General features: G+C 62.2%; 10 protein-coding genes. 9 read left to right on the top strand and 1 reads right to left on the bottom strand.

Annotated elements, in window-relative coordinates; all coding sequences use genetic code 11:
- Positions 1 to 19: 19 nt before the first annotated feature.
- Positions 20 to 1,150 (bottom strand): PilT/PilU family type 4a pilus ATPase, encoded by a 1,131-nt coding sequence (locus tag RTY46_RS08815; protein ID WP_312707850.1) that lies wholly within the window; start codon positions 1,148 to 1,150, stop codon positions 20 to 22.
- Between the two features lie 123 nt (positions 1,151 to 1,273).
- Here RTY46_RS08815 and RTY46_RS08810 point away from each other — a divergent pair, with 123 nt between their 5' ends.
- From RTY46_RS08810 to RTY46_RS08770, 9 genes are all read left to right on the top strand, one after another.
- Positions 1,274 to 1,639, top strand: a complete 366-nt coding sequence (locus tag RTY46_RS08810; RefSeq protein WP_108748416.1) for a DUF4398 domain-containing protein — start codon at positions 1,274 to 1,276, stop codon at positions 1,637 to 1,639.
- On the top strand, positions 1,636 to 2,520 hold the full coding sequence (locus tag RTY46_RS08805; protein ID WP_312707848.1) for a hypothetical protein: 885 nt from the start codon (positions 1,636 to 1,638) through the stop codon (positions 2,518 to 2,520). The genes RTY46_RS08810 and RTY46_RS08805 overlap by 4 nt, the downstream gene beginning before the upstream one ends.
- Positions 2,521 to 2,843: 323 nt before the next feature.
- Positions 2,844 to 3,080 carry a YdcH family protein gene (locus tag RTY46_RS08800; protein ID WP_108748418.1) on the top strand — a complete coding sequence of 79 codons (237 nt, stop codon included), beginning with the start codon at positions 2,844 to 2,846 and terminating at the stop codon, positions 3,078 to 3,080.
- Between the two features lie 385 nt (positions 3,081 to 3,465).
- Positions 3,466 to 4,836 carry a pyridoxal-phosphate dependent enzyme gene (locus RTY46_RS08795; RefSeq protein WP_312707847.1) on the top strand — a complete coding sequence of 457 codons (1,371 nt, stop codon included), beginning with the start codon at positions 3,466 to 3,468 and terminating at the stop codon, positions 4,834 to 4,836.
- Between the two features lie 123 nt (positions 4,837 to 4,959).
- Complete coding sequence (locus RTY46_RS08790) at positions 4,960 to 6,135, top strand: cystathionine gamma-synthase (RefSeq protein ID WP_312707845.1); 1,176 nt, start codon at positions 4,960 to 4,962, stop codon at positions 6,133 to 6,135.
- Between the two features lie 78 nt (positions 6,136 to 6,213).
- On the top strand, positions 6,214 to 7,044 hold the full coding sequence (locus RTY46_RS08785; RefSeq protein ID WP_312707843.1) for an ABC transporter permease: 831 nt from the start codon (positions 6,214 to 6,216) through the stop codon (positions 7,042 to 7,044).
- On the top strand, positions 7,034 to 8,356 hold the full coding sequence (locus RTY46_RS08780) for an ABC transporter ATP-binding protein (protein WP_312707841.1): 1,323 nt from the start codon (positions 7,034 to 7,036) through the stop codon (positions 8,354 to 8,356). Before RTY46_RS08785 ends, RTY46_RS08780 begins: the two co-directional genes overlap by 11 nt.
- Positions 8,356 to 10,497 carry a glycosyltransferase gene (locus tag RTY46_RS08775; RefSeq protein ID WP_312707840.1) on the top strand — a complete coding sequence of 714 codons (2,142 nt, stop codon included), beginning with the start codon at positions 8,356 to 8,358 and terminating at the stop codon, positions 10,495 to 10,497. Before RTY46_RS08780 ends, RTY46_RS08775 begins: the two co-directional genes overlap by 1 nt.
- Entirely contained in the window at positions 10,497 to 12,197 is a 1,701-nt protein-coding gene (locus tag RTY46_RS08770; RefSeq protein WP_312707839.1) for a hypothetical protein, read from the top strand. The genes RTY46_RS08775 and RTY46_RS08770 overlap by 1 nt, the downstream gene beginning before the upstream one ends.
- Positions 12,198 to 12,398 lie beyond the last annotated feature (201 nt).

The following is a 12,398-nucleotide window of genomic DNA, read 5'->3' as shown; positions in this document are numbered from 1 at the left end:
GCCCGCCCGGCGGATGGACTCAGAACCCGTGGGTGATGCTGGGCTGGGTGGCCGAGGAGAAATCGGCGTACGGGTCGTGTTCGCCACTGCCGCCTTCGGACAGGCGGAACTTCAGCGCCAGACCGTCGCGCGAATCGGCCGCACGCAGCGCCTCTTCCTGCTCGATCACGCCGCTCTTGGCCAGCCGGAACAGGCACTGGTCGAAGCTCTCCATGCCTTCTTCCAGCGACGATTCCATTGCCGCCTTGATCTCGTGCACCTGGCCGCGGCGCAGCAGGTCGCGGATCATCGGCGTGTTGATCAGCACCTCGGTGGCCGGCAGGCGGCGGCCGGCCTTGTTCTTCACCAGGCGCTGGCTGACCACCGCACGCAGGTTCAGGGCCAGGTTCATCAGCACGTTCCTGTGCGCGCTTTCCGGGAAGAAATTCAGGATGCGTTCGATGGTCTGGTCGGCGTTGTTGGAGTGCAGGGTGGCCAGGCACAGGTGGCCGGTTTCGGCAAAGGCGATGGCCGCCTCCATCGTTTCCGCGTCCAGGATTTCGCCGATCAGGATCACATCCGGCGCTTCACGCATCGCGTTCTTCAGCGCGTTGTGAAAGGCGTGGGTGTCCAGCCCGACTTCGCGCTGGTTCACGATCGACATCTTGTGCTTGTGCAGGTATTCGATCGGGTCCTCGATGGTGAGGATGTGCCCGGTGGTGGTGCTGTTGCGGTGGTCGATCATCGACGCCAGCGAGGTGGACTTGCCCGAGCCGGTGGACCCCACCACCAGCACCAGCCCACGCGGGGTCATGATGACGTCCTTCAGCACCTGCGGAAGATTGAGCTCCTCGATGCTGGGAATGCGGCTGCGGATGGCACGGATGACCATGCCGACTTCGCCGCGCTGCTTGAACACATTGACGCGGAAGCGCCCGGCGTCGGGCAGGGCAATGGCCATGTTGAGCTCCAGCTCGCGCTCGAACTGCGGCACCTGGCCTTCGTCCATCAGCGAGTAGGCGATCTTCTTCACCATGCCCGGCGGCAGGCCGGTGTTGCCCAGCGGGTACAGCTTGCCCTCGATCTTGATGTACACCGGCGCACCGGTGGTCAAGAACATGTCCGAGGCGTTCTTTTCGGTCATCAGCTTCAGGAAGTAGCCGATATCCATCGCGAATTTTCCCCAACGAAACCGCCAGCGACCGTTGCAAGCACGGCGTCGGCTTGACGACAATGGCCACGTACCGACAACCGGGCACGGGCCTCCCCAATGAAACGACTTAGCTTCGCACAAATGCGCCAGGGCCTGTATGTGATGGCGTTGGCATTCGCGGTGTCTGCCCCCGTTGGGGCGCAGGAAGCCGCCCTGGAACTGGCCCAGGCCCAGCAGGCCGTGGAAAAGGCCACCCAGGCCGATGCCGACCAATATGCGCCAGACCTGATCGGCCTGGCCCGACAGGGGCTGGAACAGGCCCAGCGCGCCGCCGGCGACCGCCGTGAGCGCAAGAACGCTCCGGCGCTGGCCCTGCGTGCCGCCGCCGACGCCGACCTGGCGCGTGCCCGCAGCGAGGAGGCCACCGCCACCGCCCAGCTGCAGCTGCGCCGCAACGAGGTGAACCAGCTGCAGCGCCAGCTGTCGACCGGGGAGGATCGCCGATGAAGACGCTTTCCGCCCTTGCGCTGGCTACCGCGCTGGCCCTGCCGGGCATGGCCGTGGCCGCCGACAACCCGATGGTGGCGCAGCTGACCCAGCGGCTGATGGCGATCCAGGCCAACCCGGACACCGCCGAACTGGGCGCCTTCGAGCGCATGCAGGCGCAGCAGGCCATTGCCACCCTGGACAAGGCCAAGCGCCGCGACCAGGAACTGGCCACGTACCTGGCCGAGCGCCGGGTGGACATTGCCGAAACCAGCGTGCGCGCCGCCTTGGCCGCCCGCGAGGTGGACCGCCTGGAGCGCACCCGCAGCGATCTGCTGATCGAAGCCAGCCGCCGCGACGCGGCCCGTGCGCGCCAGGAGGCCGAGCAGCTGCGCATGCAGGCGCAGATGCAGGCCGAAGAGGCCGAGCGCCTGCGCCTGGCCGCCGAGGCCGAGACCCTGGCCCGCCAGGACGCAGAGAACGCCCTGACCAGCGTGGCCGGCAAGCAGCAGCAGCGCCTGAGCGCGGCCCAGCAGAACGCGGCCAAGCTGGCCCGTGAAGAGGCTGAGCTGGTCTCCGGACAGAAGCTGCCGGGCTCGAAGTTCGACGGTCGCGGTGAAGTCTTCACCCTTGGCGGTGACGCCTTTGCCGCGGGTGCGGCCGGTCTGTCCGGCGGTGCGAAGAACCAGGCCAAGGCACTGGCCGAATACCTGAACATCGGCAAGAAGGGCCGGGTGCGCATCGAGGCCTACGACAGCGCCACCGGCGTGGGCCAGAAGCGCGCCGAAGCCCTGCGTGACGCGCTGGTGGCGGCCGGTGTCGCAGGCAACCGGATCCAGGTCGCGGGCAAGAAGGCCGCGTCCACCAAAGCCCGCTCGGCCGAGGTCATCGTGGCCCCGTAATTGCTTGAATTTGTTTGTTTTTCGTTGCTTTGAGTATTCAGCCTGAACCCCGCCACGGCGGGGTTTGGTCTTTTTGTCACAGGGGCTTGAACCCGGCCTGCAGCAAGCGTAGGGTCAATCGTCCGGGACGCAATGCCGCAGACCGGACGATGGGAGGGCCGGGCCGATGCAAGCAGGGCGCGAACCGCAGCAGACCGACGTGCGCAGGCCAGTGCCGCGGGTCGTGGTGCGCACCCATGTGGCCATCTCCCGGCGCTCCTCCATGAACAACGCCCCGTGCCTTGCGGCCGGGGCGTTCGTGTATCTGTCGAAGGAGGTCCATCATGTTTGAAGATCAGCCCCAGAGCGAGATCGACGCCCGTCGCGCGTGTGATCCGGAGTTCCGGGCACTCCATGACCAGCACCGGAAATTGAACAAGAAGTGCATGGACGCGGAGTTGGGTGTCCTCCCGATCGATGATGTCACCCTGGGTCGAATGAAGCGCGAGAAGCTGCTGGCCAAGCAACGCCTTCTGCGTATGTACGAAACCCCGCTCCCCACGACGTCCCCCACGCACTGACGCACGCGCTCACGCCCGGAACGGCGTGAGCGGGCCATCGAAGGCCTGGCCAGGCACGTGACCTGGCCCCGCGGTATCGCCGGAAACGGCGGCCGCGCCAAGGCACCACAGGCGGTGGTGCCTTGGCCCGCAGGCCCTGGCCTGTGGAAACCCCAGCAGCCTGAGTCCACCGATGCGGGCGGTAACGGTCTCCTCGTCGATCCGGGGCCGTCCGCATCCTCTCTCTATGGTAGGGGCCCACCTTGGCTGGCCCACCTTGGCTGCTATCGCGCCGGGCGCGGCCCGGGGCTACAAGCGCGTGCGCATCGCGGTGCCTGACTTTCGGCGCCATCCGTCGGATAATCCATGGTCCGGCCCTGCGCGGCGCGAAACGAAAGTCCCCCGAATGTCCATCCATTCTTCCGTCCTCGAACTCATCGGCAAGACCCCGATCGTCAAGGCCCAGCGCCTGGATACCGGTGTCTGCGAGCTCTACCTGAAGCTCGAAAGCGCCAACCCGGGCGGATCGATCAAGGACCGCATCGGCCTGTCGATGATCGAAGCGGCCGAGAAGCGCGGCGACCTGAAGCCCGGTGCCACCCTGGTGGAAGGCACGGCCGGCAACACCGGCCTGGGCTTGGCACTGGTGGCGCAGCAGAAGGGCTACAAGCTGATCCTGGTCGTGCCCGACAAGATGAGCCGGGAAAAGATCTTCAACCTGAAGGCCATGGGCGCCGAAGTGCGCCTGACCCGTTCGGACGTGGCCAAGGGCCACCCGGAGTACTATCAGGATCTGGCCCAGACCATTGCCGAGCAGACCCCCGGCGCCTACTTCATCAACCAGTTCGGCAACCCGGACAACCCGGCCGCGCACGAATTCGGCACCGGCCCGGAAATCCTTGAACAGATGGGCGGCGACCTGGATGCCATCGTGTTCGGCTGCGGCAGCTCGGGCACCATGACCGGCCTGTCGCGTGCGTTTGCCAAGCTGTCGCCGAAGACCGAGCTGGTGCTGGCTGATCCGGTTGGGTCCATCCTTGCCGAGTACATCAACGACGGCAACCTGAACGACAAGTCCGGCAGCTGGCTGGTGGAAGGCATCGGCGAGGACTTCCTGCCCTCGATCTCCGATTTCAGCCGCGTCACCAAGGCCTACCCGATCACCGACGCGGAAAGCTTCCACACCGCGCGCGAGCTGCTGGGCAAGGAAGGCATCCTCGGCGGTTCGTCCACCGGCACCCTGCTGGCTGCGGCACTGAAGTACTGCCAGGAACAGACCACGCCGAAGAAGGTGCTGGTGCTGGTGCCCGACACCGGCAACAAGTACCTGTCGAAGATGTACAACGACTACTGGATGCTGGACAACGGCTTCCTGCAGCGCCCGCAGCACGGCGACCTGCGCGACCTGATCCTGCGCCCGTATGGCCAGCGCGACACCGTCGTGATCGGCCCGAACGACCTGCTGACCACCGCCTACCAGCGCATGAAGCTGTACGACGTTTCGCAGCTGCCGGTGATGGACGGCGACCAGCTGGTCGGCATTGTCGATGAAAGCGACGTGCTGCTGCACGTCTATGGCGACGAGGCCCGTTTCCGCGATCCGGTGGCCACGGCCATGGTCAGCAAGCTGGACCGGCTGGACGTGAAGTCGCCCATCGAAGCCCTGCTGCCGGTGTTCGACCGCGGTCAGGTGGCCATCGTCATGGATGGCAACACCTTCCTGGGCCTGATCACCCGCATCGATCTGCTGAACTTCCTGCGCCGTCGCGTGCAATAAGCGCACGATCGCCCGCATTTGCTGCTGAATCCCGGTTTATCCGCGTCAATGCCCGTTAAGGGCGCGCTGATAGACTCCCGCTCCTTCGACGGCGCCGTGCATCGGCGCCATTCAGGAAACGAAATGTCCAACGCTTCCAAGCCCGATCGCGCGCTGGCCCTGGCCACGCTGGCCATCCACGGCGGCCAGTCGCCTGATCCGAGCACCGGCGCGGTGATGCCGCCCATCTACGCCACCTCCACCTACGCGCAGTCCAGCCCCGGCGAGCACCAGGGCTTCGAGTACTCGCGCACGCACAACCCGACCCGTTTCGCCTACGAGCGCTGCGTGGCCTCGCTGGAAGGCGGTACGCGCGGTTTCGCCTTTGCGTCGGGCATGGCTGCCAGCTCCACCGTGATGGAGCTGCTGGATGCCGGCAGCCACGTGGTGGCGATGGATGACATCTACGGCGGCACCTTCCGCCTGTTCGAGCGCGTGCGCCGCCGCACCGCCGGGCTGGATTTCAGCTTTGTTGACCTGACGGATCTGGCTGCCTTCGAAGCGGCGATCACCCCGCAGACGAAGATGGTCTGGATTGAAACCCCGACCAACCCGATGCTGAAGATCGTGGACATCGCGGCGGTGGCCACCATCGCCAAGCGCCATGGCCTGATCGTGGTGGTGGACAACACCTTCGCCTCGCCGATGCTGCAGCGTCCGCTGCGGCTGGGCGCCGACCTGGTGCTGCATTCGGCCACCAAGTACCTCAATGGCCATTCGGACATGGTGGGAGGCATGGTAGTGGTCGGTGACGACGCGCCGCTGGCCGAGCAGATGGCGTTCCTGCAGAACTCCATCGGCGGCGTGCAGGGCCCGTTCGACAGCTTCCTGGCCCTGCGCGGCCTGAAGACCCTGCCGCTGCGCATGAAGGCCCATTGCGCCAATGCGATGGCGCTGGCCAAGTGGCTGGAAACCCATCCGGCAGTGGACAAGGTGATCTACCCGGGTCTGCCCTCGCACCCGCAGCATGAGCTGGCCGGCAAGCAGATGGCCGGCTATGGCGGCATTGTTTCGATCGTGTTGAAGGGCGGTTTCGAGGCGGCCAAGCGCTTCTGCGAAAAGACCGAGCTGTTCACCCTGGCCGAGTCGCTGGGCGGCGTGGAAAGCCTGGTGAACCACCCTGCAGTGATGACCCATGCCTCGATTCCCGTGGCGCGCCGTGAGCAACTGGGCATCAGCGATGCGCTGGTGCGGCTGAGCGTGGGCGTGGAAGAGCTGGGGGATCTGCAGGTGGATCTGGAAAGGGCGCTGGGCGGCTGACCGAGGTAGCGTCCCCAGTGCTCTATCGACCTGTCCACCCAGAGGGGCAGGCAAGGCATGAACCCAGGAAGTCCAAGCATGTTTAACTCAAGTCAAACGATGAGCATGGCGCCGACCACGGCGCTGCGCTCCATCTTCCACTATCGAACGCTGATCCTGGAGATGGTGAAGCGGGAGGTGATCGGGCGCTATCGCGGATCGGTCATGGGGCTCTTGTGGTCGTTCTTTACCCCTGTGCTCATGCTGGTGGTATACACCTTTGTCTTCAGCGTCGTGTTTCGTGCCCGTTGGGCTGGGGGGTCTGGCTCCAAGACTGAGTTCGCGGTGGTTCTGTTCGTGGGCATGATGATCTTCGGGTTGTTCTCTGAATGCATCAATCGGGCGCCGTCGCTCATCCTGTCCAATGCGAACTACGTGAAAAAGGTGATTTTTCCCCTGGAGATTCTCCCGGTGGTGTCGTTGGGTGCGGCGCTGTTCCACTTTGCCATCAGCATGGTGGTATGGGTGCTGTTCTACCTGATCCTGTTTGGTATCCCCTCGGTCCAGGCATTTTGGCTGCCGATCGTGATGGTGCCGTTGCTGATCCTGTGCGTTGGCGTGTCATGGTTTCTTGCGTCGCTGGGGGTCTACCTGCGTGACGTTGGCCAGGTGATCGTGGTCGTCACGACCGCGCTCATGTTCATGTCGCCCGTGTTCTTCCCGGCAGTCGCGATGCCGGAGGAGTTTCGGCCCTATCTGTACATCAGTCCGATCACTTACTTCATTGAACAGTCCCGCGAGCTCCTCATCTGGCATGGCGGCATGCATTGGGGCATGTGGCTGAAGATGATGGGTGTTTCCATTGCGGTCGCGGTACTGGGCTTTGCATGGTTCCAGAAGACCAGAAAGGGTTTCGCCGATGTCATCTGAAAACGCCATTGAGGTCGAGAGCCTCAGCAAGTGCTACCAGATTTACGACAAGCCCCGCGACCGGTTGATGCAGATGCTGCTGGGCAATGACGAGCGGCGTTTCTACCGGGAGTTCTGGGCTCTTCGGGATGTGTCGTTCAAGATTCCCAAGGGGCAGGTGTACGGCATCCTTGGCAAGAACGGCGCGGGCAAATCGACGCTGCTGCAGATCATCTGCGGTACCTTGGCGGCGACGTCCGGCGAGGCTAGGGTCGCTGGTCGCGTCTCGGCTCTGCTGGAGCTCGGCTCGGGCTTCAATCCCGAGTTCACGGGTATCGAAAACATCTACATGAACGCCCAGCTGCTGGGCCTAACCCGCAAGGAAGTTGACGGTAAGCTGGACAAGATCCTCAGCTTTGCCGACATCGGCGATCATGTCAGTCAGCCGGTCAAGACCTATTCGAGCGGCATGTTCGCGCGACTAGCGTTCTCTGTAGCCATCCATGTCGATCCAGACATCCTCATTGTTGATGAGACGCTCAGCGTTGGTGACGCGTGGTTCCAGCACAAGAGCATGGCGCGAATGCGCAAGCTCATGGAAAGCGGTTGCACCGTGCTCTTCGTCAGTCACTCCATCGACGCAGTGCGAGCACTTTGTGATTACGCCATCTGGATCGATGGTGGCACCCTGAAGATGCAGGGAAATGTCACCGAGGTGACCAATGCCTACATGAATGATGTGTTCGTCGAGCACAACAAGATCATTCTGGAGGCCAACGACGTGACGGTGAATGGTCTGCCGGATCAGGCACCCGCCGCGGAAATTGAAGGAATGGCGCTGACATCTCCGGTTGATGCGGATGGCGCGACATCGTCGAAAGAGGAGCCTGCAGATGGTGCTGTGCTGCGCATCGAACAGGTCGGGCTAGTGGGTGCGGACGGTCGCCCGTGCCGGAAGATCGAGCAGGGGGAGGACCTCACACTTGCCGTGGATGTACGGTTCTACAAGGATCTGAAGAACATCAGCGTGGGTTTCCTGATCAAGGACCAGTTTGGTCAGGACCTTACCGGCGAGAGCATCTTCAATTCGCAGCGCAAAGGTACCGATGTTGTTGCTGGACAATTGTTGAGGGTGCGATTCACCTCCTGCAATCAGTTGCGTGGTGGCCAGTCTTACTCCATCGCGCTTCGAATCAATCAGGTCAGCCGCTGGGATCGCAGTGACAATGTGACCATCTATGCGGATGAGTTGGCTGCCGTGTTCGATGTAATGGCGGATGTGGATCAGCCCATGTGGTTCAAGTTCAAGATGCCCTTCAAGGTGAGTTACTGATGATTGATGTGAGCGTGGTGTTGAACATGCACAGGGAAGCGCTCTACCTCGTGCCCACTCTGGAGTCGCTGGTGCAATGCGCAGCCAAGGCCCGGGATGACGGCGTCATCGTGGAGCTTGTCGCGGTGTTCGATCGCGCCGATGACGCGACCCGGGAGGTTTTTCGGGTGCACGATCTTTCCGTTTTCGTCGCCGTCAAGGAGGTCGACGTCGATGTTGGTTCGCTGGGCCTAGCCCGCAATGCAGGCATCGAGCGCGCTGACGGCGAGTACGTATGGACCTCCGACGCCGACGATCTCGTTTCGTCAAACGCCATTGTGGCGATGCTTGCGGCGGCGCGCGGGCATGACCGCGCCGAGGTTGCCGTTTTCCTCGAATACCTGTGCGCGTTCGGTGAGCAGTACCACAATGTGCGCTATGTTGATTCAAAGTTCCTGACGGCCGGCGACTTTGCATTCCAGCACCCCTATGTTTCGCGGATCTTCGTTCGCCGTTCTGCATTCGATTCGCTGAAGTACGATGATCTGCGCGTCACGACGGGGTTTGCATACGAAGACTGGTACTTCAATTGCCAACTTCGGGCAGCTGGCTACGACATGATCGTTGCCCCGGATACGGTGATCTTTTATCGCCAGCGGCAAGGGAGCCTGCTGCGCCAAGCCAATGCGGCCTCGGTCCGATTGATTCCCCATAGTCGACTGTTCGATCCGGAGGTGTTTCTCGCAGACATGCGGGAGAGTCGTCGCCGGGCCGGTGACTGGGACGCGCTGTTGGCCGATCGGAAGGCGATCTTTGACCAGGACAACACGCGCCTGTTCATGGAATCGGAGTCTCTGCAGGAATCGCTTTGGGAAGCCATCAAGCTGGAGCCGGAAATTGAGCCGCATCGGGTGGAGGTTGCGGGCAGCTACAGCCCGATGCCGTGGAACCCCGAGCACTGGGGAATGCAGCTGGAGCACCTCTACGGGATGATCGGCAAAGGACGCTTCACCGACATCGTGCTGTTGCCCTGGCTCATCGCTGGTGGTGCGGAGAAGTACATTCTGCAGGTGCTTCATGAGATCGCCGCTCAGCAGCCTGAAGCGCGGATTCTTGTGGTTACCGGTCAGCCCGCGAAGCGCCACGACTGGGCTGCCAAGCTTCCCAATGGCTCGGTATTCATCGACATCTGCAATGCATTCCCCCACTTGGACAGCACCGATCAAGATGCACTGACCATCAGGATGCTCCTGGCCATTCGTGAGGGAGATGCAAGGCTGCATGTAAAGTCATCTCCATTTGCCCACCGGCTGCTGGACGCGTATGCGCCGGTGTTGACGCGTCTGTTCCGCATTGTCTACTACCGCTTCAGCGACGCCACGTATCGCTGGCGGGACACGGTTCTGCGCGGCCCTTGGGGCCTGGGTGTCCTTCGCAGGCATCTTCCCGGATTCTGGCGGGTGCTGACCGACTGCGAGGCGATCGTCGCGGCCGATCGCAGTTTTCTCGGAACGCTGCCTTCCTACAGCCCCATCTACGCACGTTGTGACGTGAGTTCGGCTGCCATTGACGGATCCTCGGGCCGTCTCGGGACGCGCAGAAAGCTGCTGTGGGCGTCGCGGGTGGCTCCGGAAAAGCGCCCCGAGCTGGTATCCGCTGTTTCAGAACGGTTGGCGGCCCAAGGCCTGGATGTAAAGATTGACGCTTTTGGAACGGCTGATCCGGGGATGAACGCCAGGCATGTATTTGGCCAAGGTCAGGGCCGGATCCGGTATCGTGGTGGATTCAGCTCGTTCACTGAGCTGCCTTTAGGCGAGTACGACGCCTTCCTCTACACGAGCTCCTTTGACGGGCTTCCCAATATCCTGCTTGAAATGGCGGGGGCGGGGCTGCCTATCATCGCGCCAGATGTCGGCGGAATCAGCGAAGTAGTGAAGAATGACGTGACTGGGCGCCTGATTCCGTCCATGCATGACGATGCCGCTTTGGTTGACGCCTATGTTCAGGCCGTCCTTTCGCTATACACAGAGGGTACGGATTGGCAGGGGATGTCCGAGGCTTGCCGCAGTCTGATTGAGACACGCCATGGCGCCGGTGCTTTTGCCGGTCAGGTTCGTGGCGTGCTATGTCTTGCCCCTGAGAATAATAGCAAGGTTGTCTAATGCAGCACCTCCACTTCTATGCGGATCCGCACAGTATCGATGTCCTGGCCTCCGGGGAAAGCAAGGCGATCCTGATCGGCAGTGATTTCGGCTATGGCAATTTCGGTGATCTTCTCCAGCACATGGGAAGTATCAATCGGGTCAAGCGGTCTTCCGCACTTTCGGTTGTTTCGGTGCTTTCTCTGGACGCCATTTCACGCCACGTGGGCGTGGGTTCGCTTCGCCAGTCATATGGCGTCGATGCACAGATGTTCGTGTCCTCGGCGCCGCTAGATGATGAGAGGGCGGCGAAGCTGGGTCTTGCACGCGTCCGGTCGCTGCGCAACGTCGCATGTGTGCAGCTGTACGGCGGTGGATTCCTCAATGAAATGTGGGGCGGCTTCGTACTGCAGGTGACGGAGTTCTTTCTGCGCAATCTGCCTGGCGTGTCCTACTTTATCTCGGGGCAGCAGATCTCCCAGGGTTTCGCGGAAGTTGTCCAGCAGCATTGCGTTGCATTCAAACCTCAACTTATCGGTGCTCGTGACCGCGACTCGCTGCAGACCATGCAGTCGTTGGGCGTGGAGGCGCGTTACTCGTTCGACGATGCGGTTGAACCTTTGAATGAATTGTCGCGGGTGCTCACTCCCTCGCGGGCTGACACCGGTGCCTTCCTTCACCTCAATTCTTCCGGTTACACCGGAAACAGTGCGGAGATCGAAGAGATCTCCGCGCACATGGACGTGCTTTCTAGGCGATCCGGTACTCGTGACCTTGTGCTTTTCCAGGCGTTCCAGGATGCACGGGAAGAAGTGGTCGACTCGATCGAGACCCTCAAGCGGCTGGAGGGGGGGCTCCCCTTCGTTGATCTGAATACGATCATGTTGGTGTCCTTCATCATGAAGGGGGGCGATGCGATGCCGCCCATGCTGTTGAAGGGAGAGTACGGATATGTCTGTTCCTACCATGTAACCATGTGGCTTCAGCTCAACGGCATTCCCTGCTGGTTGCGTAGCAGCAACCCCTATTACGACCAGAAGCGCAAAGCACTGGGAGTAGAAGGGACCTTCGAGGCCTTCCTTGAACAGATGCCGACGGTGGACCACACCGGGAATCTGCAGGAACGGGCGGTGTGGGCTAACCTTCTGGAATGCCGTCTGGGTGAACTACCTCCCGTAGACAACGCCATGCAATGGGATGCGCTGGGCAACGAGACCGAACATCGTTCATTTTGCTTCAAGGGCGAACCGCGGCTTGAAACCCGTTTGAATGAAAGCTGGGCTGCCGTGCTTGGGCTGCAGGAAGATGTTTCGCGTCTCAACGCTGAACTTGGAGATGCGCAGGGACAGCGGGCTGCCGTGGATGGGGACAGGAAATCCCTCGAAGATCGCCTGGCGGTTTACGGCCAGCGCCTCACACATGTCGGTGCGGAGGCTCGGCAGTACCGCGAGCAAGCCGAACATGAGCATGCAAACTGGTTGCGCGCAAGTCAAGCGGAGCGGGATGCCAATGCCGTACTGCAGGAAGTCATGAAGAGCCGATCCTGGAAGTGGACTTTGCCTGTTCGCGTGGTCAATCGATTCCTGAAGACGCGCCGCTTTGATGCGCGGGGGGAAGTGGGGTTGTTTGAAGCCGCGCGGCGTGTCGGCGGCAAGTTGCCCATTCCAGCTTCCGTCAGATCGCAGTTGGGCAGATATCTGCGTGGATTGCGCAGGGGTTGAGCGCAGTTGCCGTTGGTCCGTTGCAGGTGCCGGTCCCGCATTCGACCTGAAGAAGAACAGATCCATTCATGCGCCCAGCGTTGGTTGCCGCGATAGTCGGTGAGCGGGCGGGGCGCTGGAGGCGTCTGTCCGCGGGTCGCCTGCTGGCAGAAACCGAGCGACGCCGGGGTTCCGGTTGAGCTTGCCTCCATCGGGGGATTT

Source organism: Stenotrophomonas sp., from assembly GCF_032056425.1.
Lineage (GTDB): Bacteria > Pseudomonadota > Gammaproteobacteria > Xanthomonadales > Xanthomonadaceae > Stenotrophomonas.
Note: the sequence above shows the minus strand (reverse complement) of the source record. Positions and strands in the feature narration are given on the sequence as shown.

Bases quoted from the DNA above. Each gene is read 5' to 3' on its own strand.
- RTY46_RS08775 (WP_312707840.1), top strand. From the start codon at position 8,356: ATGATTGATGTGAGCGTGGTGTTGAACATGCACAGGGAAGCGCTCTAC.
- RTY46_RS08770 (WP_312707839.1), top strand. From the start codon at position 10,497: ATGCAGCACCTCCACTTCTATGCGGATCCGCACAGTATCGATGTCCTG.
- RTY46_RS08785 (WP_312707843.1), top strand. From the start codon at position 6,214: ATGTTTAACTCAAGTCAAACGATGAGCATGGCGCCGACCACGGCGCTG.
- RTY46_RS08790 (WP_312707845.1), top strand. From the start codon at position 4,960: ATGTCCAACGCTTCCAAGCCCGATCGCGCGCTGGCCCTGGCCACGCTG.
- RTY46_RS08810 (WP_108748416.1), top strand. From the start codon at position 1,274: ATGCGCCAGGGCCTGTATGTGATGGCGTTGGCATTCGCGGTGTCTGCC.
- RTY46_RS08800 (WP_108748418.1), top strand. From the start codon at position 2,844: ATGTTTGAAGATCAGCCCCAGAGCGAGATCGACGCCCGTCGCGCGTGT.
- RTY46_RS08780 (WP_312707841.1), top strand. From the start codon at position 7,034: ATGTCATCTGAAAACGCCATTGAGGTCGAGAGCCTCAGCAAGTGCTAC.
- RTY46_RS08815 (WP_312707850.1), bottom strand. From the start codon at position 1,150: ATGGATATCGGCTACTTCCTGAAGCTGATGACCGAAAAGAACGCCTCG.
- RTY46_RS08795 (WP_312707847.1), top strand. From the start codon at position 3,466: ATGTCCATCCATTCTTCCGTCCTCGAACTCATCGGCAAGACCCCGATC.
- RTY46_RS08805 (WP_312707848.1), top strand. From the start codon at position 1,636: ATGAAGACGCTTTCCGCCCTTGCGCTGGCTACCGCGCTGGCCCTGCCG.